This is a genomic window from Kitasatospora sp. NPDC059146 (assembly GCF_042786665.1).
Classification (GTDB): Bacteria; Actinomycetota; Actinomycetes; order Streptomycetales; family Streptomycetaceae; genus Kitasatospora.
On the sequence record NZ_JBHZCY010000066.1, the window covers coordinates 1 to 22,818 of the forward strand.

Sequence of the window (22,818 nt, forward strand, 5' to 3'; positions counted from 1 at the left end):
TTTCATAAAATGGTTTTTTGTTTTCCAAATGTCCTTAAACCCCTCTTTTTTGCGCGGGCTAAACCCATCACCCCCGGGGCCCCCCCGGGGTCACCCCCCGGGGCCGCCCCGCTGTCATGACCGGTGACTACTCCTTGCGGAGCATCGCGTCGACCACCCGGACGGAGGCCTTGCCGTCGTCCAGGTCGCAGTACGCCTCACGGAACGCGGCCGCCTTGTCCGCGTACTCGGCCGCCACCGCGTCCACCCGTCCGAGCGCGTCGACCAGCGCCTCGGAGGTGGCCAGCAGCGGGCCCGGGGCCTCGGCCTCGAAGTTCAGGCTGAAACCGCGCAGGTTGTCGCGGTAGTGCTCCAGGTCGTGGGTGAAGAACAGCACCGGCTTCCCGGTGGTGGCGAAGTCGAAGACGCTCGACGAGTAGTCGGTGACCAGCACGTCGGCGATCAGCAGCAGCTCCGCCATGTCGGGGTAGCTGCCGACGTCCCAGATGTAGCCGTTGCCGGCGCCCGGGATCTGGCCGCACATCATGTTGTGCCGGCGCACCAGCAGCACCTGGTCGTCGCCCAGCGCGGCCTTGGCCGCCTCCAGGTCGATCCGCAGGTCGATCTGGTAGCCGCCGTTCGGCCGGCGCCGGTCCTCGCGCCAGGTCGGCGCGTACAGCACGACCTTCTTGCCCTCGGGCAGGCCGAGCCGCTCGCGGACCTGCTCGGCGGTCTTCTCCCGGTCGGCCGCGAACAGCAGGTCGTTCCGGGGCGCCCCGCTCTCCAGGATCTCGCCCTGGTAGTCGAAGGCGCGCCGCAGCACCGGGGCGGACCAGCTGTTGCCGGCCACCAGCAGGCTCCAGTTCGGCACCTCGCGGCTCAGGCCCTTGAGGTAGTTCGAGTCGGTGAACCAGACCTTCTCGAAGTCGAGGCCGACCTGCTTGAGCGGGCTGCCCATCCGGGTCTGCAGGACCACCTGGCCGGGGCGGCGGACGAAGAAGTCGGGCAGGTGGGTGCTGGTGACGATGTACTTGGCGGTCGCCAGCGCCTCGAACCACTCCGGGCTCCACAGCCGGATCGGCTGCGCGGTGCGCGGCAGCTCGGTCTGCATGTCGTCGCTGCCCCACAGGTGCTCCAGCGGCAGGCCGCGGCGGACCAGCTCCTCGTGGATCGCCCGCGGGGAGTCGGCGTAGGCGCTGCCGTGCCCGGCGTTGTAGAGCACCGTGTCGCGCACCGGCAGGCGGCGGGCGGCCGGGTAGTCGGTGGTGCGCAGCCGGCGCTGGCGGAAGCCGGACCGCTCCTCGGGCAGCAGCGCCGAGTACGACTCCAGCGACAGGCCGTCGTGGTAGCGGCGCTCCAGCGCGATCCGCTTGCCGCGGGACTCCACCTCCACCGGCAGGGCGCCGAAGCAGTCCGGCGAGATCTGCACGTGGCTGTCCGGCAGGGCCGAGGCCGGCACGCCGACCGGACGGAAGAAGACGTTCCAGGTGCCCTGGGCGAGCGGCACCCGGCCGGCGAAGGTGGCGGTCGGGACGGCGGGCAGCGCGGTGCGGAACCGGCCGTCCGAGATCTCCACCGGGTAGACGTGCTCCTCCTCGCGCCAGTGGTGGCGGACCACCAGCTCCCAGCGGTGCGCGCCGGGCTGCGGGAAGGAGCCGCTCAGCAGGAAGCCGTCGGCGCCGCGCGCCGACACCTCGTCCACGATCGGCTGCAGCAGCTGGTCGGAGAGCTGGAGGTGGCCGCTAGGGGAGGGCTTGGTGTAGATCGCCCGGCGCAGCTCGACCGGCGCCTGCGGGTCCAGCGGGACGTGCAGCTGCTCGGGCGCGTTGCGGTCGTCCCAGACCAGCGGGAGGACGCTGTCGTCGGCCAGCAGCAGCGCGGTCTTCCAGCGGTCGCGGACGCGCTCGGCGGCCACCGGGTCCAGCTCGGCCCAGGCCTCGCGGACGGCGGTCAGCTCGGCGACCTCGACCGAGGAGGTGAACGGCTGCAGGGTGCCGGCCGGGGTGCCCAGCTCCACCGGGAAGGTCAGCTCGCGGTCCGACTCGAGGTGGGTGAGCCGCAGTCGGGCCCCGGCGAAGCTCGCCCCGGAACGGGCGGCACCGGAGACCTCGATCCGGCCGCCGTGCGCGGCCAGGCCGGTCACCCGGGCCTTGACGGTCTCCACCTGGAGGTAGACGAAGCCGTCCCGGACCCACGGCACGATCCGCACGTCCGGCTCGACCCAGTGCTGCGGGATCGACGCGGCGCTGTCGCTCCAGCCGGCCGAGATCCGGCCCTTGTAGATCCCGCCCTTGCCCGCGCCGGCCACCAGGACGCGCCAGTGGCCGTCCTTCCACTGGCCGCGGTGCTTGAGCTTCTTCGGGTCGACGGCGACGGAGAAGCCGGACCAGTCGCAGTTGTACAGGTCGTGGTTGCAGCTCGCGGTGGCCTCGGGGCTGTACTGGGTCTTCATCGGCACCGCGATCGCCCGGCGGCCCTTGGCCTCGCGCAGTACCAGGGTGCGCACCATGTCGTGCTTGTTCGCCGCGCCCAGCTGCTCCGGGTAGGCGTGCCCGGTCAGCTCCAGCTTCCCGCCGACCCAGGCGCTGCCGTACAGCCGGCTGCGCATGACCAGCGAGTTGTCCAGCTTGAGCACCCCGGACGGGACGCTCTTGCGCCCGCCGCGCAGGAACGGGTAGTCCGCGTACGGCCGCAGCAGGCCGCGGGCCTGCACGCCGCCGCCGCTCTCGCCCTCGTACTTGATCTGCTCGACCAGTTCGTCGACCCGGTTCTGCAGGGTCAGGTGGTACTTGAGCCGCAGCGGCGCGCGCAGCTTGCGGACCTGCTCCTGGCCGATCGAGCGGAGCAGTCGGCTGACGCTCTGGACGTAGGCGTCCCGGTACTCCTTGTCGCCGTCCACGACGGACCAGAAGAACATCGGGATCTCCTCGACGAGGGTGTTCTCGTCGTAGGAGCGCAGGTACTCGGCGAAGCGCGGCTCGGTCTGCTTCTTCAACCAGGCGCGGACCAGCTCGACCGAGGCGACCCGGTCGACCAGGCCCTTCGGGTTGGTGCGCATCTGGGTGATCGACATCTCGCCGACCTCGCGCTCGCGCCAGTGGTAGATCGGCTCGGAGAGCACGTCCACGCTCTTGGCGAGGTAGTGGTGCGGCACGCTGACCGGCGCGTCCTCGTACAGGATGCCCTCGGGGTAGAGCAGGTCGGCGGCGTCGAAGAAGGAGCGGCGGTACACCTTGTTCCACGCGGTGCGGTCGGTGACCAGCGCCGGGAGCTCGGTGATGTGGGTCTTGAGCCGGGTCTCCTTGAACGGCTTGGAGTGCCCGCCGGACTGGTAGTAGCCCACCGCGCGGAACCGCAGCACGTTGCCGGTGCAGAAGTCCGAGCCGGTCTCGTCCAGCGTGTTGATCATCAGCTCGTACGCGCTCGGCGGCATCGAGTCGTCGCTGTCCACGAAGCACAGGAACTCGGAGTCCGGGTCGATGTGCCGGATGCCGGTGTTGCGGGCCGCGCCGAGGCCCTTGTTGACCTGCCGGACCAGCCGGAACCGCGAGTCCTTCGCTGCGTACGCATCGGCGAGCGCCGCACTGCCGTCCTTCGAACCGTCGTCGACCATGACGCACTCGAAGTCCGTGAAGGTCTGGGCGGCGATCGAGTCGAGGCATTCGACGAGATAACGCTCGACGTTGTAGATCGGAACGACGATGGAGAGGCGGGGAGCCATCGGCTACGCAGGCCTTTCTCGGGAGGAGCGTGGCAGCCCGCAGGGGGTCTGGCCGCACTTGGATCGGTGCGTACGTGCCCCCCGATCCTACCTCCGGGGCCCGGACCCCCTCGGGCCCACTACGCTGGCCCCCGTGCCCCGCTTCAGCGTCATCGTCCCCGTGTACCAGGTCCAGGACTACCTCGCCGAGTGCCTCGAATCGGTCCTCGGCCAGGGCGGACCGGACTTCGAACTGATCGCGGTGGACGACCGCTCGCCGGACGGCTGCGGCGCGATGCTGGACGAGGCCGCGGCCGCCGACCCCCGGGTCCGGGTGCTGCACCTGCCGGAGAACGTCGGCCTGGGCCGGGCCCGCAACGCCGGGCTGGAGGTCGCCACCGGCGACTACGTGCTCTTCCTCGACAGCGACGACACCCTCACCCCCGGCCTGCTGGCCGCCGTCGAGGACCGCCTCGCCGCCACCGGCGACCCGGACGTCCTGGTCTACGACTACGCCCGCACCTACGCCGACGGCCGGACCACCCGCGCCGCCGCCGGCCACGTCTTCGGCGCCGACTCCCCGGACGTCTTCGACCTCGCCGCCCGCCCCGACCTGCTCGACCTGCTCCAGGTCGTCTGGAACAAGGCCTACCGCCGCGGGTTCGTCACCGAGCAGCGGCTGGAGTTCCCGGCCGGCTACTACGAGGACACCCCCTGGACGTACCCGGCGCTGCTCGCCGCCGCCAGCATCACCCTGCTCGACCGGGTCGGCGTGCACTACCGCCAGCGCCAGGAGGGCGGCAACATCCTGGCCACCGCCAGCCGCAAGCACTTCGACGTCTTCGCCCAGTACGACCTGGTCTTCGCCTTCCTGGACCGCCGTCCCGACCTGGACCGGTGGCGCCCGGTGGTCTTCGGCAAGATGCTCAACCACCTCAACACCGTGGTCGCCAAGCCCGGCCGGATCCCGCCCGGCGACCGCCGCGAGTACTTCCGCCGCTCCGCCGCGCACTGCGCCCGGCTGCGCCCGGCCGGCTACCGCCCGCCGCCCGGCGTGGACGGCGTGCGCACCGAACTGCTCGGCCACGGGCGGTACGCCGCGTACCAGGCCGTCCGCGCCCTGGCGAAGGCCCGACGGCTCGTCAACCGGTAAGCCCGTCCCCCGGATCCGACCCGCGCCTGACGGCCGTTCGGGGGACGGGCAGGTATAACCGGTCGGGTGGACTTCCTGACCCGCCTTCCGGTCCTGGGCCCGCTCGTGGCCCGGGTGCTGCGCAGCCGCCCCTACCGGGTGTACGAGTACTTCTCCGCCGCCCGCGGCAACCGGCTGGCCGGAGCCGTCACCTTCTTCGGCTTCCTGGCCCTGTTCCCGCTGCTCACGGTCGGCCTGGCGATCGCCGTCGCCACGCTGAACGGCAGTCAGGTGGACGACCTCCAGCACCACATCTCCGACCAGCTGCCCGGCCTGTCGGACTCGCTCAACCTGCCGTCCCTGGTGGCGAACGCGGGCACCCTCGGGCTGGTCAGCGGCGCCCTGCTGCTGGTCTCCGGCCTCGGCTGGGTGGACACCATGCGCACCTCGATCAGGGACCTCTGGCAGCTGCCCGAGGAGGACGGCAACCCGGTGCTGCGCAAGGCCTGGGACGTCCTGGTGCTGGCCGGCCTCGGCCTGGTGTCGCTGTTCTCGGTGGCCGCCTCCGCCGCCGGCACCACGCTCGCCGGGCGGATCGCCGACGCGATCGGCCTGGGCAGCGGCTACCTGCTGACCGGGGTCGGCGTGCTGATCGCCATAGCGTGCGACATGCTGCTCTTCGCCTACCTGCTGGCGCCCTTCCCCGGGATCACCGACCAGCGCCGCCGCGACCTGCTGACCGGCGCCCTGATCGGCGCGGTCGGCTTCGAGCTGCTGAAACTGCTGCTCTCCTCCTACCTCGGCTCGGTCGCCGGGCGGAGCCTGTACGGGGCCTTCGCCACCCCGGTGGCGCTGCTGCTGTGGATCAACTTCGTGAGCCGGCTGCTGATGTACTGCGTGGCCTGGACGGCCACCGCCGACCCGGCGGCGGCCCGGGAGCGGACCAGGGAGCACGGCCGGGCGCTGCTGGCCGCGGCCGACGAGGCCGAGGCGAAGGACACCACGCCCACGGCGACGCCCCGGCCCCGGACCTGAGGCCGGGACCGGGGCGTCGGACCGCGGCTCAGTCCCCGGCGCGGCCCGACGCCCGGCGCCGGAGGGCCACCACGGCGCCCGCCGCGACCACGGCCCCGACCAGCACGGCCGTCCAGGTGCCCGGGCCCGGCCCGTCGTCCCCGGCCGGTCCGGCGGCGGCCCGGCCCGCGGTGGGGGAGGGGTGCGGCGGCGGCGCGGGGGCACCGGCGGCGCCACCCGCCTGACCGGTCGGCTCCTCGCCGCCGGCCTGCTGCTCGTCGACCAGCCGGCCGACCGGCTGCACCTTGCCCGCCGCGGCGAAGCCCCAGTCCAGCAGCTCGGCCGTCTCGTCGTACACCTTCTGGTAGCTGGCCGGGTGCATCACCGTCACCAGCAGGGTCCGCCCGTTCCGCTCGGCGGCGCCGACGAAGGTCGAACCGGCGTTGGTGGTGGTGCCGTTCTTCACCCCGATCAGCCCGGGGTACTTGCCCAGCAGCCGGTCGGTGTTGGCGATCCCGAAGCTGCCGCGCTGGCCGGTGTTCTTGTCGACGGCGCCCGGGAACATCGCGTCCCGGGTCGCGCAGTACCCGCGGAAGTCCGGGTTGCGCAGGCCGGAGCGGGCGAACAGCGACAGGTCGTAGGCCGAGGACAGCTGGCCGTCCATGTCGTAGCCGTCCGGGGAGATCACCTTGGTGTCCCGCGCCTGGAGGGCCTCGGCCCGGGCCTGCATCTCGTTGACGGTCGGCTGGATACCGCCGTTCATGTGGGCCAGGACGTGCACGGCGTCGTTGCCCGAACTCAGGAACACCCCGCGCCACAGGTCCTCGACCCGGTAGTCCAGGTTCTCCTTGATGCCGACCAGGCTGCTGCCGGCGCCGATGTTCTGGATCTCCTCGTCGGCGACCCGGTGCACCGCGTTGCGGTCGAACTTGGGCAGCACGGTGTCCGCGAAGAGGATCTTCAAGGTGCTCGCGGGGGGCAGCCTGAGATGCGGGTTGTAGGCCGCCAGCACGTCCCCCGACGTGGCGTCGGAGACTATCCAGGACTGGCCGGTGAGGTCCGTCGGCAGGGCCGGCGCCCCCGTCAGCGGATTGACCTGGACCCCGGGCAGCCCCAGCCGCTCACCGCCGATCGCGGACGGCGGGGGCGGCGCCTGCGGAGCCGCGACCGCCGCGGGCGCGGCGAGCAGGACCGGGAGGGCCGCGGTGACCGCGGCGCACAACTGCGCGAAGGTGTGACGGGGTGTGGACACCAGCTGACCGTACCCACTGCGGAGCGCCGACGTCCGCCACACCGGACCGGTCCTCCGCAGGAGGGGCCCGCCCTACGCCGATCGGCGGCCCGCGCATACTGGGGAGGCACCCCGCCGCCACCGCACCCCCGCCGAGGACCACCCCATGAAGCTCAGCCGCCGCACCTCCTGGTTCCTGACCGCCTTCGGCGTCTGGTCGATGATCATCTGGACCACCTTCGTCAAGAACCTGTGGAAGGACTCCGGCAACCAGGCCTTCGTGAACGGCGACCACTCCCAGCCCACCGCCTTCTTCTGGATCCACCTGCTCCTCGCCGTCACCTCCTTCCTCCTCGGCATCGCCGTCGGCACCATCGGCCTCCGCGGCCTCCGCGCCACCCGCCGCACCCCGGCCACGGCCACGGACTGACCCCGAATCCCCGTCGCCGCTGTCAGTGCCCGCTGGCAGGATCCTCACCGTTCTCGCGCGCGCACCGGACGCGCCGAACACAAGGGGTGGGGAACCTTCATGACATTTTCGCGTGCCCGCAGACTCGGCGGGGTCGTCGTGGCGGCTCTCGCCGCCGGCCTGCTCACCGGGCCGGCGGCCTCGGCCGACTCCGCGCCGGCCGTCGTCGGTACCGCCCAGGGCGCGGACCGGATCACCGCGGCCTGCGGTCCGACCACGGATCCGGCCTGGATCGGCCGGAGCGGGACCGGCACCGACCTCGTCGCCAAGGTCACCGGTACCGGTGCCCGGTTCAGCGTCTGGGACGTGACCACGGGTGCGGAGGACCCGGTGTTCACCGGTGAGGCCCAGACCTACGGAACCCCGCAGGCCGGTCTCAGCGTGCCCGGCCTGCTGGACGGGCACAGCTACGCCTGGCACGCCTGGGCCCTCCAGGGCGCCCAGGCCTCCGCCCCCTCGGCGGACTGCCACTTCACCGTGGACGCCACCGCCCCGACCGTCACGGTCTCCTCGACCGACTTCCCGGCGAGCGGCACCGCCACGAAGTACGCGGGGCAGAAGGGGACTTTCGTCCTCAAGGGCGCCGATGCGGTCCCCGCGGGCGGTGAGGCCTCCGGAATCGCGTGCTTCCGGTACGCCTGGATGTACGCCGGGACCGACTGCAACTCGCCGGAGGCCGTCGAGCCGGATGCCGACGGTACGGCGAAGATCGACCTCAAGGTCCTGCAGTGGGGCAGCAACAACCTCGTCGTCAACGTGATCGACAACGCGGGCAACGTCGGCCGGACGACCTACACCTTCTACGCCCCGTCGAACCCCAGCGCGCCGAAGACCCTCGGCGACGTGGACGGGGACGGTGTCGCGGACATCCTGCTCCCCGACGCCCAGGGCAACCTGCAGTACATCGGCGTCAACGCGACCGACACGACGCCGAACGCCGTCATCGCGGCCAACCGCGCTCCCTCCGGGCAGAGTTGGGCGCCCTACCAGGTCGCCCACCGGGGGTGGGACTACCACGCGCCGTCCTCGGACGACCTGTTCATCCACAAGCCGGGCGACGCCTCCCTGACCGTCTACCGGAACTGGGACTACGGAGGCATGACCAAGGGCTTCGACCGTTCGGGCGACCGCGTGTGCGGCGACCCGTTCGAGCCGCAGCCCTGCCCGGCCGGCTTCGCCGCCGACTGGTCCAAGACCGACCAGATCGTCGCCTTCGGCCCGGTGGCCGGCGGCACCTCGCCGTCACTCCTGACGCTGGAGAGCGGGAACCTCTGGCTGCTCGCCGGGGCCACCTCCGGTTTCGACAAGATCACCAAGCTCACCACCTCCGGTGCCTGGAGCGGCTACGACCTGGTCGCCCCGGGCCCGGACGCGGCCGGCAACCTCGCCCTCTGGGCGCGTGACCGGGCCACCGGCGAGCTGCACGCCTACCCGGTCCCGAAGAAGGCCGACGGCACCTTCGACTTCTCCGCCCTCGCCGATCCGAAGGCGGACGTCGTCGCCACCGGCTTCACCGTGGCCGCGTACCCGACCCTCGGCAGCTCGGGCGACGCCGACGGTGACGGCAAGCCGGACCTGTGGGCCGTCACGGCCGACCGGCACCTGGTGATGTACAGCGGCTGGACCGATGCCAACGACCTCGGCCCGCTGAACTGATCCGCCGACGGAGGCCCTGCCCGATCAACTCGGGCGGGGCCTCCGTGCCGTGGGCGGGCCACCGGTCGGAATCCCCGTTGCCGCCGGTGGTTCTCCGCTGGCAAGATCCTCTCCGCTCGTACGCGCGTACCGGACGCGCCGAGCACGATGGGTGGGGGGAATTTCGATGAAGCACGTGCACCTGCGCAGATTCGGCGGGGTCGCCGCGGCGACCGTGGCCGCCGGGCTGCTGGCCACGCCGACGGTGGCGGTGGCCGATGCCGGGCCGGCCGTCCTGGGGACCAGCCAGGGCGTCGACGCCCAGCACCTCGGGGCCTGCGGCCCGGCGGGCGACCCGGCCTGGATCGGCCGGAGCGTCAACGGGCCGGCGCTCAACGTCAAGGTCGCCGGCACCGGCGCCCGGTTCGGGGTCTGGGACGTGACCACCGGCGCCGAGGACCCGGTGTTCACCGGTGAGGCCCAGGCCAACGGGGCCCCGCAGGCGGGCCTCACCGTCCCCGGTCTGCTGGACGGCCACAGCTACGCCTGGCACGCCTGGGCCCTCCAGGGCGCCCAGGTCTCCGCCCCGTCGGCGGACTGCCACTTCACGGTGGACACCACCAGCCCGACCGCCACGGTCTCCTCGACCGACTTCCCGGCGAGCGGCACCGCCCCCAAGTTCGCGGGCCAGGTCGGCACCTTCGTGGTCAGGACCACCGACCCGGTGCCGGCCGGCGGCGAGTCCTCCGGGATCGCCTGCATCCGCTACGGCTGGGGCAACCTCGGCGTCGGTGGCTGCGACTCGCCCGACGCCGTCGTCCCGGAGGACGACGGCACGGCGACCGTCAGCCTGCGGGTCCTGAACTGGGGCACCAACACCCTCAACGTCCAGGTGATCGACGACGCGGGCAACGTCGGCGGGGCGGGCTACACCTTCTACGCCCCGTCGAACCCCAACCCGCCCAAGGCGCCCGGCGACGTCGACGGGGACGGCGTCCCGGACGTCCTGCTGCCGGACGCAGCGGGCAACCTGCAGATCATCAGCAGCGGCTCGGGTGACACCACGCCGTCCGCGGTGATCCGGGCCGTCCAGTCCCCGAACCAGACCTCCTGGTCCAACGTCCAGGTGGCGCACCGCGGTTGGGACGCCAACATGCACGCGCCGATGGACGACCTGCTGATGCACCCGAGCGGCTCGCCGGCGCTGTACTTCTACAGCAACCAGGACTACGCCTCGTTCACCGGGTACCCGTCGGCGATCTCCCGGCCGTCCGCCTGCCAGAACCCCGCCGGAACGGCCGCCGCCTGCCCGGCCGGCTTCGCCACCGACTGGCACAAGGCCGACCAGATCGCCCTGATCGGCTCCCTGGACAGCCGGATGGTCTCCTCCCTGATGACCGTGGAGGACGGCAACCTCTGGCTGTTCGCCAACCCCGGCTTCTCCTACCGGCTGCGGACCGCCCGCCAGCTCACCACCGACGGCGCCTGGGCGGGCTACGACCTGGTCGCCCCGGGCCCGGACGCGGCCGGCAACCTCGCCCTCTGGGCGCGTGACCGGGCCACCGGGGAGCTGCACGCCTACCCGATCGTGAAGAAGGCCGACGGCACCTTCGACTTCTCCGCCCTCGCCGACCCGAAGGCGGGCGTCGTCGCGAGCGGCTTCACCGTCGACAAGTACCCGACGCTCGGCAGCTCGGGCGACGTGGACGGTGACGGCAAGCCGGACCTGTGGGCCGTCACGGCCGACCGGCACCTGGTGTACTACAGCGGCTGGAGCGACCCCTCCGGTGCCGGTGCGCTGAAGTGAGGAACACGGAGGCCCCCGTCCGATCGGAAGGATCGGACGGGGGCCTCCGTGGGTGTCGGGCGGGGATCAGAAGCGGCGGGTGACCAGCGCCCGCTTCACTTCCTGGATCGCCTTGGTGACCTCGATGCCGCGCGGGCAGGCCTCGGAGCAGTTGAAGGTGGTGCGGCAACGCCACACGCCCTCACGGTCGTTGAGGATCTCCAGGCGCTGCTCGGCACCCTCGTCGCGCGAGTCGAAGATGAAGCGGTGCGCGTTGACGATGGCGGCCGGGCCGAAGTACTGGCCGTCGTTCCAGAACACCGGGCAGGACGACGTGCACGCGGCGCACAGGATGCACTTGGTGGTGTCGTCGAAGCGCTCGCGGTCCTCGGCGGACTGCAGGCGCTCGCGGGTCGGGTCGTTCCCCTTGGTGATGAGGAACGGCATGACGTCCTTGTACGCCTGGAAGAACGGGTCCATGTCCACGACCAGGTCCTTGAGGACCGTCAGGCCCTTGATGGCCTCGATCGTGATCGGCTTCTCCGGGTCGACGTCCTTGATCAGGGTCTTGCACGCCAGCCGGTTGCGGCCGTTGATCCGCATGGCGTCGGAGCCGCAGATGCCGTGCGCGCAGGAACGGCGGTAGGTGAGGGTGCCGTCCTGCTCCCACTTGATCTTGTTGAGCGCGTCCAGGACGCGCTCCTTCGGGTCCAGGGTCAGCTGGTAGTCGACCCACACCGGGTCCGGGTGCTCCTCCGGGTTGAACCGGCGGATCCGGAAGGTGACGGTGATCAGCTGTACGCCACCGGCCTCGACCGCGTCCAGAGCGGCCGAGTGCTCCACAGTCGGAGTGCTCATCAGTACTTACGCTCCATCGGCTGGTAGCGGGTCGTGACGACCGGCTTGTAGTCGAGGCGGATGGAGGTGCTGCCGTCGGCGGCGACCTCCTGGTACGCCATGGTGTGCTGCATGAACTTCACGTCGTCACGGGTCGGGAAGTCCTCGCGGTAGTGACCGCCGCGGGACTCCTCACGGGCCAGCGCGGAGACGGCCAGCACCTCGGCCAGGTCGAGCAGGTTGCCCAGCTCGATGGCCTCCAGGAGGTCCGTGTTGTACCGGAAGCCCTTGTCCTGGATGGAGACGTGCTTGTAGCGCTCCCGCAGGGCGGCGATGTCCTCGACGGCCTGCTTGAGGGTGGCGCCGGTGCGGTAGACCATCGCGTTGGCGTCCATGGTCTCCTGCAGCTCCTTGCGGATCTGCGCCACGGACTCGGTGCCGGTCGACTCGCGGAGCCTGTCGACCATGCCCTGGACCAGCGCCTCCGGGTCCTCCGGGAGCGGGACGAACTCGTTCGCGTTGGCGTAGTCGGCGGCGGCGATGCCCGCGCGACGGCCGAACACGTTGATGTCCAGCAGCGAGTTGGTGCCGAGGCGGTTGGCGCCGTGCACGGACACGCAGGCGACCTCGCCGGCCGCGTACAGGCCCGGGACGACGTCGGTGTTGTTGCGCAGGACCTCACCCTCGACGTTGGTCGGGATGCCGCCCATGGCGTAGTGCGCGGTGGGCTGGATCGGGATCGGGTCCGTGTAGGGCTCGATGCCGAGGTAGGTGCGCGCGAACTCGGTGATGTCCGGGAGCTTGGCGTCCAGCTGCTCCGGCGGCAGGTGGGTCAGGTCCAGGTAGACGTGGTCGCCGTCCGGACCGCAGCCGCGGCCTTCGCGGATCTCGGTGTAGATCGCGCGGGAGCAGACGTCACGGGACGCGAGGTCCTTCATGACGGGGGCGTAGCGCTCCATGAAGCGCTCGCCGTCCTTGTTGCGCAGGATGCCGCCCTCGCCGCGGGCGCCCTCGGTGAGCAGGATGCCCATGCGCCAGATGCCCGTCGGGTGGAACTGGAAGAACTCCATGTCCTCCAGCGGCAGGCCGCGGCGGTAGGCCACGGCCTGGCCGTCACCGGTGAGGGTGTGGGCGTTGGAGGAGACCTTGAAGAACTTGCCGGTGCCGCCGGAGGCGAACACGACCGACTTGGCCTGGAAGACGTGGATCTCGCCGGTGGCCAGCTCGTAGGCGACGACGCCGGCCGTCTTGCCCTCGTTGATCAGCAGGTCGAGGACGTAGAACTCGTTGAAGAACTCGACGCCGTGCTTGACGCAGTTCTGGAACAGCGTCTGGAGGATCATGTGGCCGGTGCGGTCGGCCGCGTAGCACGAGCGGCGGACCGGGGCCTCGCCGTGGTTGCGGGAGTGACCGCCGAAGCGGCGCTGGTCGATCCGGCCCTGCTCGGTGCGGGAGAAGGGCAGGCCCATCTTCTCCAGGTCGAGGACGGCGTCGATGGCCTCCTTGCACATGATCTCGGCGGCGTCCTGGTCGACCAGGTAGTCACCGCCCTTGACCGTGTCGAAGGTGTGCCACTCCCAGTTGTCCTCCTCGACGTTGGCCAGGGCGGCGCACATGCCGCCCTGGGCCGCGCCGGTGTGGGACCGGGTCGGGTAGAGCTTGGTCAGGACGGCGGTGCGGCTGCGCTGCGTCGACTCGATGGCCGCGCGCATGCCGGCGCCGCCGGCGCCGACGATGACGGTGTCGTACTGGTGAATCTGCATGGGGGGTTAACTCGCCTCTGGCCTCTGCCGATGGTCGATGGTGCTCGCGGCTCAGATGTTGGGGTCGAAGGTGAAGATCACCAGGGTGCCCAGCAGCACGGTGAAGACCGTGGCGGTACCCATGAGCCCCTTGAGCCAGAGCCGGGTCGAGTCCTTCTCGGCGTAGTCGTTGATGACCTGACGCATGCCGTTGGCGCCGTGCAGCATGGCGAGCCAGAGCATCAGGAGGTCCCAGCCCTGCCAGAACGGCGAGGCCCAGCGACCGGCGACGAAGGCGAACCCGATCTTGGAGACGCCACCGTCCAGGACCAGCATGATCAGCAGGTGGCCGAGGATCAGCACGACCAGGACGACACCGGACAGGCGCATGAAGAGCCAGGCCAGCATCTCGAAGTTGGTGCGGGTGCGGCGCGGGGTCTTCCCGGTCCGCTTGCGCGGCGGCTCGATGACGAAGGCGTCGGCGGGGTTGCCCGTGCCGAGGCCCTTGCCGGTGTGCGCCTGCTTGGAGGGGACGACGATCGCGTCGGAGTAGTCCGTGGACATCAGTCAGCTCACTTCCCGAACCAGGAGATCAGCGTGTGCTGCAGGATGCCGTAGAAGGAGCCGGCCATCAGGACGACCCAGACCCCGACGACGGTCCACAGCATCTGCTTCTGGTACTTCGGGCCCTTGGACCAGAAGTCCACCGCGACGACGCGCAGGCCGTTGAGCGCGTGGAACAGGATGGCGGCCACCAGGCCGTACTCCATCAGGTTCACGAGCGGAGTCTTGTACGTCTGAATGACGGTGTCGTAGGACTCCGGCGACACTCGCACGAGGGCGGTGTCCAGGACGTGGGCGAACAGGAAGAAGAAGATGAGGACGCCGGTGACTCGATGAGCCACCCAGCTCCACATGCCTTCCCGGCCGCGGTACAGCGTTCCAGCCGGCACGGAAAAACCCTCCGGAAGCGATTGGGGGCTCGGCCGGCTTCGGTGTCGGTCAGCCCGGCCGGGTACGGTCCACCGGCCGCCAGCATCCTATCGACGCCTCGTCGGGAACCGCCTCCGGGGTACCCAGGTGTGATCAATCAGGCACTTCTGGCCTAGTGCGGAGGGAACCCGGGCCACTTCGGTCACGCTGAGTGACTAGCCTGGGGCTTCGCGGTGACGGGCGGCGATCGGATTCACCCGGGGGGATGAAATCGGGTCCGGCCGCACCGCCCCCGGCGTGGCGCGCCGGGGGCGGTGGCTCAGCGCGCTCCGGCCTCGGAGTGGGTGGCGACCAGGTGCTCCAGTCGGGTGAGGGCGATCCGCCGGAGCTCGTCCGCCGCGGTCAGCCGCTCCTCGTCCGGGTCGTTGGCCAGCCGGGTGCGGATGGAGGAGAGCACGGCGTCGAGCATCTCCTCCGGGTCGACGCCGTCCAGGCAGACCACGAAGACGTGGCCGAACCGGGCCTCGTAGGCGGCGTGGGCGGCCCGCAGCGCGGTGTGCGCGGCCTGGCTGCCGGGGGCGCGCATGCCGAGCAGCGGCTGCGGCATCCAGCTCTCGTCGGCCAGGGCCTCGGCGAGGTCCGCCGGGCGCAGGTCGTAGGAGGCCTCGCTGGCGGCGGCCAGCAGGGACTCTATGTCGGGGTAGGGGCGGTGGGCGGTGAGGCGCAGGGCCCAGCGGTGGCTGCCGCAGCAGGCCAGCAGGGCCTCCTCGGCAGCGCCGGCGTCCGCCTCGTTGAAGCGGTGCAGGCCGAGGAGGGTCGGCTCGCTGCGGACGTCGGGCCGCTGTGACGGGATGTCGCTGGCCAGCGGGTCCTCCTCGTGAGGGCGGGAAGCGGCTGGTGTGGGGTGGTGGAGCAGGTGGAGTATGGGGCTGCGGAGGGGGCGCGCGGCGCCGTTCTGGCAGCTCCTCAAAGGTAGTTGAGCGCTCATCAGTTGGGGAGGGCGCGCGCGGAATTCATCCGGACGAGCTATCAAGTTGTGACGTTGACACCTTCTCGTCAGCGCCCTGCCCGTACGGATCTGCTAGCGGCTCAGCCGCAGCGGGTGCCCTCGGCCGGCATGGTGCCGTCGGTCAGGTAGGCGGCCATGGCGAGGTCGGTGCAGGCGCTGCCCTTGCCGAAGGCGCCGTGGCCCTCGCCCACCCGGGTGAGCAGGGTGGCCCTGGCGAAGCCCTGGGCCAGCTTCTGGGCGGAGGAGTACGGGGTGGCCGGGTCCCCGGTGGTGCCGACCACCAGGATCGGGGCGGCGCCCTCGGCGCGGATGGTGTGCGGCTTCTCCTGGGTCTTGAACGGCCAGTAGGCGCAGCCGGGCTCGGTGTAGTCGTCCACCGTGACGTCCTTGGAGAGCAGCGGCGCCTCGGCCCGCAGCCGTTCGACGGCCTGCCGGGCGTGCTCGGGGGTCGGCGCGGGGCGGGCCGCGTCGGCGCAGCTGATCGCGCTGTTGGCCTCGTCCATCGGGCTGTAGTGGCCGTTCTCGTCGCGGCCGTTGTAGTCGTCGGCGAAGGCCAGCAGGTAGTCGCCCTTGTCGCGCTTCATCGCCCAGCCGAGGCTGGCCCGCAGGTACTGCCAGGAGGTCTTCTCGTCGCCGTACAGCAGCGAGATGACGCCGGTCCAGGCCATGTCGCGGCCGAGCTTGCGGCCGTCCTTGGTGGTCAGCGGGTGGTCGTGGAGGCCGTCCAGGAAGTCGGCGGCCTTCTTGGCGGCCTTGGTCCGGTCCGTGCCGAGCGGGCACTCGTCGGGGTGGTTGTCCACGCAGTCGGCGGCGAAGCGTTCGAAGGACTTCTCGAAGCCGACCTGCTGGTCGACGCCGTGGTCCAGGGTGTCCTGGGCCGGGTCGACGGCGCCGTCCAGGACCAGCCGGCCGGTGTTCTGCGGGAACTCCTCGGCGTACAGGGCGCCGAGGTAGGTGCCGTAGGAGATGCCGAGGTAGTTGAGCTTCCGGTCGCCGACGGCGGCGCGCAGCACGTCCAGGTCGCGGGCGGTGTTGCGGGTGCCGACGAAGGGCAGCAGCTTGCCGGACCTGGCCTGGCAGGCGGTGGCGTGGTCGGTGGACTGCTTGACGTGGGCGGCCCTGCGCTCGGCGGGGTCGTCCGGCGCGTCCTCCTGGTTGGCGGCGTCGAGCTGCTTGTCGTCGTAGCAGACCACGGGCGCGCTGTCGCCGGTGCCGCGCGGGTCGAAGCCGATCACGTCGAAGCGGTCGTGCAGGGTGCCGTCGAAGTCCTTGGCGCCGTACTTGACCATCTCGACGCCGGAGGCGCCGGGGCCGCCGGGGTTGACCATCAGTGAGCCGACCCGCTTGCCCCGGTCGGCCGCCGCGTACTTGATCAGGGCGAGGTCGATCGCGTCGGTGGCGGGGTTCGCGTAGTCGAGCGGGACGTGCAGCTTGCCGCACTGCATGCCGGAGGTGTCGATCTTCGCCTTGTCGGCCTTGGGGTCGGCCGGGCAGTCCGCCCAGGTGATCTGCTGGCCGTAGAAGGCCTTGAGCGCCGGGTCGGCCTCGCCCTTGGGCCCGGGGGTGGGCGTCGGGGCCGTCGTCGGGCTGCCGGCGGCGGGCGCGGTGGTGCCGGAGGCCTTGTCCTGGGCCGTCGTCACGGTGTTGTCGCAGGCGGCGGTGAGCAGGAGGGTGCCTGCCGCCAAGGCGGTCAGCAGCACCCGTGGGCGGGCGGCCCGGAAGATCGTCATCGCACGTGTGTACCACTCGTGTACGACACGTGTTCGATCAGGGGGTGTCGTCGGGCCGCCCGCCGGGGGAGGGGCCGGTCAGCCGCGGTGGACCTTGTGGTTGGCGGCCTGCGCCCGCGGGCGGACCACCAGCAGGTCGATGTTCACGTGCGAGGGCCGGGTGACCGCCCAGGCCACGGTGTCCGCGATGTCCTCCGAGGTCAGCGGCTCGGCCACGCCCGCGTACACGGCGGCGGCCTTCTCCTCGTCACCGCGGAAGCGGGTGACGGCGAAGCCCTCGGACTTCACCATCCCGGGCGCGATCTCGATCACCCGGATCGGCTCCCCGCACAGCTCCAGCCGCAGCGTCGCCGCGATGGTGTGGGCGGCGTGCTTGGCCGCGACGTACCCGCCGCCGCCCTCGTACGCGGTCAGCGCGGCGGTCGAGGAGAGCACCAGCACGGTGCCGTCGCCGGTGGCGCGCAGGGCGGGCAGCAGTGCCTGGGTCACGTGCAGCACCCCGAGCACGTTCACCTCGTACATGGCCCGCCAGTCGGCCGGGTCGCCGTGCTCGACGCTCTCCGCGCCGATCGCGCCGCCCGCGTTGTTCACCAGGACGTCCACCCGGCCGACCTCGGCCGCGAAGGCGTCCACGGCGGCCCGGTCGGTGACGTCCAGCGTGAGCGCCCTGGCCGCGCCGCCCCGCTCGGCGATCTCCTTGGCCAGCGCCTCGATCCGCTCGGTCCGGCGTGCGGTCAGCACCACCTCGAAGCCCTCGGCGGCCAGCCGGCGGGCGGTCGCCGCGCCGATTCCGCTGCTGGCACCGGTGACCACGGCCACCTTCTGCTCGGTCATTGCCACTCCCTGGGGCTCATCCGGTCGTTCGTCCGATCATCTCAACCGGGTGCGCGGAGCGAGCGCTCCGGTCCGGCCCGTCAGCCGGGCGCCGGGCGTACGACGGGGGAGCGGCCGCAGAACGGGCCCGCTGAGCGGCCGTCAGGGGGCCCGGCCGTCAAGCCGGTGGCGGCCGTGACCGCCGGCCAGGGTGATCGTTGCACAGGGCAAGCAACCCGGGGAAGGCGGCTGAAACGAGATGTCATACCCACCTGTCAGGCCGGTATGCGCCCATCCGGGGACTAGTTTTCCGGAAGTCGGGCCAAATCCCCCCAACGGGCCTACTCTTGGGGAGATGAACCGTCCTGAGCCCGCTCAGCCGGGCGTCACTCCCGCCGTCGCACGCCCCGCCGCCGAACTGCGCGCCCGGGTGCGGAGGCTGGAGCCCGAGCTGATCGCCTTCCGCCGTGATCTGCACCGGCACCCGGAGCTCGGCCGCCAGGAGTTCCGCACCACCAACCTGCTGCGCGACCGGCTGGTCGCGGCGGGCCTGGAGCCGCGGGTGCTGCCCGGCGGCACCGGGCTGCTGGTCGACCTCGTCCCGGCCGGCACCGCTCCGGGCACCGAGTTCCTGGCCTTCCGCGCCGACATCGACGCGCTGCCGATCGACGACGCCAAGACCGACGTGCCGTACCGCTCGACCGTCCCCGGCCGGGCCCACGCCTGCGGCCACGACGTGCACACCTCGGTGGTGCTCGGCACCGGGCTGGTGCTGGCCGGGGCACTGCGCTCGGGCGAGCTGCGCCGCCCGGTCCGGCTGGTGTTCCAGCCGGCCGAGGAGGTCATGCCCGGCGGGGCGCTGGACGTCATCAAGGCGGGCGGGATGGACGGCGTCGGCCGGATCTTCGCGGTGCACTGCGACCCCAAGGTGGAGGTGGGCCGGATCGCCCTGCGGGTCGGCGCGATCACCTCGGCCTGCGACCGCCTGGTGCTGCACCTGGACGGCCCCGGCGGGCACACCGCCCGTCCGCACCTGACCACCGATCTGGTGACCGCGATCGCCCGGATGGCCGCGGACCTGCCGGCCGCCCTGGCCCGCCGGATGGACCCGCGCTGGGGCGTCAGCCTGGTCTGGGGCCGGATCGCCTCCGGTTCCGCGCCCAACGTCATCCCGCAGCACGCCGAACTGGAGGGCACCGTCCGCTGCCTGGAGCTGGACGGCTGGCGCGAGGCGCCGGACCTGCTGCACGAGCTGATCGCCAAGCTCGCCGAGACCTACCGGGCCAAGTGGACCCTGGACTACCACCGCGGGGTGCCGCCGGTGGTCAACGAGGCGGTCTCGGTCGCGCGGCTGGAGGAGACGATGACCGCCCGGTTCGGCGGGGACGGCGCCGAGGTGGTGGAGGGCACCGAACAGAGCCTGGGCGGCGAGGACTTCTCCTGGTACCTGGAGCACGCCCCGGGCGCGCTGGCCCGGCTGGGCGTCCGGGCCCCCGGCGACACCACCGTCCGTGACCTGCACCAGGGCCGGTTCGACGTGGACGAGCGGGCGATCGGCGTGGGTGTGGAGCTGTTCGCGGCGCTGGCCCTGGAGGATGACCGGATCTGACCGTTTCAAGGGGGTTTGCGGGCGACGCGTGAGCACGTTGTCGAGATCCGGGGTTTCGAAACGGTTCCGTAGACTGGGCCGGACCAAGTCTCGGATTCACCGTCCGCGCACGGGAAAAGGGCTCGGGGACGGCCGTCAGACCACGGTTTGATAACAACCCGAATGCTCCGGCAGCCCGTAACCCAACCGTGTTCTACGCGCGTTACGGTGGCGTCCGACCACGCTAATCGGGTGCGTGTGAGAAGGAGAAACTCCCTTGCGCCGTTCAATGAAGCTCGCCGCGGTTGTGCTCTCGGGTTCCCTGGGCATGGCCTCGCTCGCCGCTTGCGGCGCAAAGAGCAATGACACCAACGCCTCCGCCGGGTCTTCCGACGCTCTCAAGGTCGGCATGGCCTACGACATCGGCGGCCGCGGTGACCAGTCCTTCAACGACTCCGCCGCGCGCGGTCTCGACAAGGCCAAGGCCGACCTGGGCGTCTCCGTGACCGAGGCCGAGGCCAAGTCGGGCGAGGCCGAGGCCGACAAGGAGACCCGCCTCAAGAACCTGGTCGACGCCGGCTACAAGACCATCATCGCGGTCGGCTTCGTCTACCAGCCGGCGGTCAACAAGGTCGCCAAGGACAACCCGAACGTCAAGTTCGCGATCATCGACTCGAACGACAAGGACCAGCCGTCCAACGTCACCTCGCTGCTCTTCGCCGAGCAGGAGGGTTCGTACCTCGCCGGCGTCGCCGCCGCGAGCAAGTCGAAGGCCCACCACATCGGCTTCATCGGCGGTGTGCAGTCCGAGCTGATCAAGAAGTTCGAGGCCGGTTACAAGGCGGGTGCCAAGTCCGTCGACCCGAGCATCCAGGTCGAGACCACCTACCTGACCACCCCCCCGGACTTCACCGGCTTCAACTCGCCCGACAAGGGCAAGGAGGCCGCGCAGGGCCAGCTCGACAAGGGCGCGGACGTCATCTACGCCGCCGCCGGCTCCTCCGGCAACGGCTCCATCGAGGCCGTCGCCAACGCGGGCAAGTGGGCCATCGGCGTCGACTCCGACCAGGCCAACCAGCCGGCCCTGGCGAAGTTCAAGAACAGCATCCTGACCTCGATGGTCAAGAACGTCGACAACGCGGTGTTCGCGTACATCGACTCGGTCAAGAAGGGCACGCCGTTCACCGGCATCAAGCTCTTCGACCTCAAGGCCAACGGTGTCTCGCTCGCCACCACCGGCGGCAAGATCGACGACATCCAGGACAAGCTCAAGGCCGCCAGCGACGCCATCACCAGCGGCGCGACCACCATCCCGACCGCGCCGACCTCCTGAGGCCGGCGCGTCCCGGGACGCGACCTGACGCTGCCGCCTGCCCGGCAGCGTGACGATCGACTCGATCAACGGGAGGGGCCCGGCAGGGTGCGCTCGACGCGCACCCCCGGGCCCCGTTCCGTCTCCACGTTTCCCCCCTGTCCCCCCTTGGCCCTCCGAGCGCAACGACGCGCCTCCAGACCACCAGGAGACCGCCATCACCGCATCAGACCCCGTCCCCCTGCGCAAGGACGGAACCCCCAGCGCGGGGACGGCGACCCCGGCCGTCGAACTGCGCGGCATCACCAAGCGCTTCCCCGGTGTCGTGGCCAACCACGACATCAACCTCACCGTCCGCACCGGCACGGTGCACGCCCTCATGGGCGAGAACGGCGCCGGCAAGTCGACGCTGATGAAGATCCTCTACGGCATGCAGAAGCCGGACGAGGGCACCATCGCGATCAACGGCGAGCTGTGCGAGTTCAACACCCCCGGTGACGCCATCGCGCGCGGCATCGGCATGGTGCACCAGCACTTCATGCTGGCCGACAACCTCACCGTGCTGGAGAACGTCGTCCTCGGCGGCGAGAAGCTCCACGGCATCGGTGCCAAGGCGAAGGCGAGGATCAAGGAGATCTCCGACCAGTACGGCCTGGGCGTGCGCCCGGACGCCCTGGTCGAGGACCTCGGCGTCGCCGACCGCCAGCGCGTCGAGATCCTCAAGGTGCTGTACCGCGGCGCCAAGATCCTGATCCTCGACGAGCCGACGGCCGTGCTCGTCCCGCAGGAGGTCGACGCGCTGTTCGACAACCTGCGCGAGCTCAAGGCCGAGGGCGTCACCGTCATCTTCATCTCGCACAAGCTGCACGAGGTGCTCGCGGTCGCCGACGCGATCAGCGTCATCCGGCGCGGCACCACGGTCGGCGACGCCGACCCGAAGGCCGTGACCGCCCGCCAGCTGGCCGAGCTGATGGTCGGCGCCGAGCTGCCCTCCCCGGAGAGCCGCGAGTCGACCGTCACCACCACCGAGATGCTCAAGGTCGAGGGCCTGAGGATCGCCAAGACCGACGCCGAGGGCATCGAGCGCGTCGTCCTGGACGACATCTCGCTGCGCATCCACAAGGGCGAGATCCTCGGCATCGCGGGTGTCGAGGGCAACGGCCAGGCCGAACTCGTCGAGGCCATCATGGGCATGCTGCCGCTGGACGGCGGCACCGTCACCCTGGACGGCAAGGACCTCTCCGGCACCCAGACCCGGGCCCGCCGCGAGGCCGGCATCGGCTACATCCCCGAGGACCGCCACAAGCACGGCCTGCTGCTGGAGGCCCCGCTCTGGGAGAACCGGATCCTCGGCCACGTCACCGAGGCACCCAACTCCAGCGGTGTGCTGCTCAAGCCGGCCGCCGCCCGCGAGGACACCGCGCGGATCGTCCGGGAGTACGACGTCCGTACCCCCGGCATCGAGGTCACCGCGGCCTCGCTCTCCGGCGGCAACCAGCAGAAGCTGATCATCGGCCGCGAGATGAGCCACCAGCCGAAGCTGCTGATCGCCGCCCACCCCACTCGCGGTGTGGACGTCGGTGCGCAGGCGCAGATCTGGGAGCACATCCGGGTCGCCCAGCGGGAGGGCCTGGCCGTCCTGCTGATCTCGGCGGACCTGGACGAGCTGATCGGCCTCTCCGACACCATCCGGGTCATCTACCGCGGCCGCCTGGTCGCCGACGCCGACCCGGCCACCGTCACCGCCGAGGACCTCGGCACCGCGATGACCGGTGCCGCCGCCGGCCACATCGAGTCCGAGCCGGAGGCCGTCGCCGAGGCGCAGGCCGTCGCCGCCGAGGGCACCGAGGCCGCGGCCGAGCACCCGCACACCGACACCGCCGACGACCCGCAGGCGGGGGAGTAACC

17 protein-coding genes are annotated in these 22,818 nt (G+C 71.3%); 8 read left to right on the forward strand and 9 right to left on the reverse strand.

The window, feature by feature from the left end:
• Positions 1 to 127 precede the first annotated feature (127 nt).
• The gene (locus tag ACFXPX_RS25650) at positions 128 to 3,700 is read right to left on the reverse strand and encodes a CDP-glycerol glycerophosphotransferase family protein (protein ID WP_380521172.1); all 3,573 of its coding nucleotides are present in this window, start codon (positions 3,698 to 3,700) and stop codon (positions 128 to 130) included.
• A gap of 133 nt (positions 3,701 to 3,833) precedes the next feature.
• Here ACFXPX_RS25650 and ACFXPX_RS25655 point away from each other — a divergent pair, with 133 nt between their 5' ends.
• Both ACFXPX_RS25655 and ACFXPX_RS25660 read left to right on the forward strand, forming a co-directional pair.
• Entirely contained in the window at positions 3,834 to 4,832 is a 999-nt protein-coding gene (locus ACFXPX_RS25655; RefSeq protein ID WP_380521170.1) for a glycosyltransferase family 2 protein, read from the forward strand.
• Positions 4,833 to 4,898: 66 nt separating this feature from the next.
• Positions 4,899 to 5,846, forward strand: a complete 948-nt coding sequence (locus tag ACFXPX_RS25660; protein WP_380521168.1) for a YihY/virulence factor BrkB family protein — start codon at positions 4,899 to 4,901, stop codon at positions 5,844 to 5,846.
• 28 nt (positions 5,847 to 5,874) lie between these two features.
• Here ACFXPX_RS25660 and ACFXPX_RS25665 read toward each other — a convergent pair whose 3' ends face one another.
• Entirely contained in the window at positions 5,875 to 7,077 is a 1,203-nt protein-coding gene (locus tag ACFXPX_RS25665) for a D-alanyl-D-alanine carboxypeptidase family protein (protein WP_375882248.1), read from the reverse strand.
• A gap of 145 nt (positions 7,078 to 7,222) precedes the next feature.
• Here ACFXPX_RS25665 and ACFXPX_RS25670 point away from each other — a divergent pair, with 145 nt between their 5' ends.
• The 3 genes from ACFXPX_RS25670 (at position 7,223) to ACFXPX_RS25680 (ending at position 10,967) form a co-directional block, all read left to right on the forward strand.
• Positions 7,223 to 7,486, forward strand: a complete 264-nt coding sequence (locus ACFXPX_RS25670) for an SCO4848 family membrane protein (protein ID WP_380397302.1) — start codon at positions 7,223 to 7,225, stop codon at positions 7,484 to 7,486.
• 99 nt (positions 7,487 to 7,585) lie between these two features.
• Entirely contained in the window at positions 7,586 to 9,181 is a 1,596-nt protein-coding gene (locus tag ACFXPX_RS25675; RefSeq protein WP_380643474.1) for a hypothetical protein, read from the forward strand.
• 166 nt (positions 9,182 to 9,347) lie between these two features.
• A complete protein-coding gene (locus tag ACFXPX_RS25680; RefSeq protein WP_380592784.1) occupies positions 9,348 to 10,967 on the forward strand; it encodes a hypothetical protein in 1,620 nt (539 codons plus the stop codon).
• Positions 10,968 to 11,033: 66 nt separating this feature from the next.
• Here ACFXPX_RS25680 and ACFXPX_RS25685 read toward each other — a convergent pair whose 3' ends face one another.
• From ACFXPX_RS25685 to ACFXPX_RS25715, 7 genes are all read right to left on the reverse strand, one after another.
• A complete protein-coding gene (locus tag ACFXPX_RS25685; protein WP_375882257.1) occupies positions 11,034 to 11,804 on the reverse strand; it encodes a succinate dehydrogenase iron-sulfur subunit in 771 nt (256 codons plus the stop codon).
• Positions 11,804 to 13,546, reverse strand: a complete 1,743-nt coding sequence (gene sdhA, locus ACFXPX_RS25690) for a succinate dehydrogenase flavoprotein subunit (RefSeq protein ID WP_380521163.1) — start codon at positions 13,544 to 13,546, stop codon at positions 11,804 to 11,806. The genes ACFXPX_RS25685 and sdhA overlap by 1 nt, the downstream gene beginning before the upstream one ends.
• Before the next feature lie 51 nt (positions 13,547 to 13,597).
• Positions 13,598 to 14,089 carry a succinate dehydrogenase, hydrophobic membrane anchor protein gene (gene sdhD, locus ACFXPX_RS25695; RefSeq protein ID WP_375882263.1) on the reverse strand — a complete coding sequence of 164 codons (492 nt, stop codon included), beginning with the start codon at positions 14,087 to 14,089 and terminating at the stop codon, positions 13,598 to 13,600.
• An 8-nt stretch (positions 14,090 to 14,097) separates the two neighbouring features.
• Entirely contained in the window at positions 14,098 to 14,478 is a 381-nt protein-coding gene (sdhC, locus tag ACFXPX_RS25700) for a succinate dehydrogenase, cytochrome b556 subunit (RefSeq protein WP_033332398.1), read from the reverse strand.
• Positions 14,479 to 14,777: 299 nt separating this feature from the next.
• Complete coding sequence (locus tag ACFXPX_RS25705; RefSeq protein ID WP_375882266.1) at positions 14,778 to 15,428, reverse strand: 2-oxo-4-hydroxy-4-carboxy-5-ureidoimidazoline decarboxylase; 651 nt, start codon at positions 15,426 to 15,428, stop codon at positions 14,778 to 14,780.
• Between the two features lie 119 nt (positions 15,429 to 15,547).
• Entirely contained in the window at positions 15,548 to 17,197 is a 1,650-nt protein-coding gene (locus ACFXPX_RS25710; protein WP_380521160.1) for an alpha/beta hydrolase, read from the reverse strand.
• Between the two features lie 78 nt (positions 17,198 to 17,275).
• Positions 17,276 to 18,031, reverse strand: a complete 756-nt coding sequence (locus ACFXPX_RS25715) for an SDR family oxidoreductase (RefSeq protein WP_380643476.1) — start codon at positions 18,029 to 18,031, stop codon at positions 17,276 to 17,278.
• Between the two features lie 334 nt (positions 18,032 to 18,365).
• Here ACFXPX_RS25715 and ACFXPX_RS25720 point away from each other — a divergent pair, with 334 nt between their 5' ends.
• From ACFXPX_RS25720 to ACFXPX_RS25730, 3 genes are all read left to right on the forward strand, one after another.
• Positions 18,366 to 19,619 carry an amidohydrolase gene (locus tag ACFXPX_RS25720; RefSeq protein WP_380521158.1) on the forward strand — a complete coding sequence of 418 codons (1,254 nt, stop codon included), beginning with the start codon at positions 18,366 to 18,368 and terminating at the stop codon, positions 19,617 to 19,619.
• Positions 19,620 to 19,875: 256 nt separating this feature from the next.
• The gene (locus ACFXPX_RS25725) at positions 19,876 to 20,931 is read left to right on the forward strand and encodes a BMP family protein (protein ID WP_375882277.1); all 1,056 of its coding nucleotides are present in this window, start codon (positions 19,876 to 19,878) and stop codon (positions 20,929 to 20,931) included.
• A 304-nt stretch (positions 20,932 to 21,235) separates the two neighbouring features.
• Complete coding sequence (locus tag ACFXPX_RS25730) at positions 21,236 to 22,816, forward strand: ABC transporter ATP-binding protein (RefSeq protein WP_380521157.1); 1,581 nt, start codon at positions 21,236 to 21,238, stop codon at positions 22,814 to 22,816.
• The last annotated feature ends 2 nt before the right edge of the window (positions 22,817 to 22,818 follow it).

Bases quoted from the DNA above. Each gene is read 5' to 3' on its own strand.
- ACFXPX_RS25685 (WP_375882257.1), bottom strand. From the start codon at position 11,804: ATGAGCACTCCGACTGTGGAGCACTCGGCCGCTCTGGACGCGGTCGAG.
- ACFXPX_RS25710 (WP_380521160.1), bottom strand. From the start codon at position 17,197: ATGACGATCTTCCGGGCCGCCCGCCCACGGGTGCTGCTGACCGCCTTG.
- ACFXPX_RS25680 (WP_380592784.1), top strand. From the start codon at position 9,348: ATGAAGCACGTGCACCTGCGCAGATTCGGCGGGGTCGCCGCGGCGACC.
- sdhA (WP_380521163.1), bottom strand. From the start codon at position 13,546: ATGCAGATTCACCAGTACGACACCGTCATCGTCGGCGCCGGCGGCGCC.
- ACFXPX_RS25675 (WP_380643474.1), top strand. From the start codon at position 7,586: ATGACATTTTCGCGTGCCCGCAGACTCGGCGGGGTCGTCGTGGCGGCT.
- ACFXPX_RS25720 (WP_380521158.1), top strand. From the start codon at position 18,366: ATGAACCGTCCTGAGCCCGCTCAGCCGGGCGTCACTCCCGCCGTCGCA.
- ACFXPX_RS25650 (WP_380521172.1), bottom strand. From the start codon at position 3,700: ATGGCTCCCCGCCTCTCCATCGTCGTTCCGATCTACAACGTCGAGCGT.
- sdhD (WP_375882263.1), bottom strand. From the start codon at position 14,089: ATGTCCACGGACTACTCCGACGCGATCGTCGTCCCCTCCAAGCAGGCG.
- ACFXPX_RS25715 (WP_380643476.1), bottom strand. From the start codon at position 18,031: ATGACCGAGCAGAAGGTGGCCGTGGTCACCGGTGCCAGCAGCGGAATC.
- ACFXPX_RS25670 (WP_380397302.1), top strand. From the start codon at position 7,223: ATGAAGCTCAGCCGCCGCACCTCCTGGTTCCTGACCGCCTTCGGCGTC.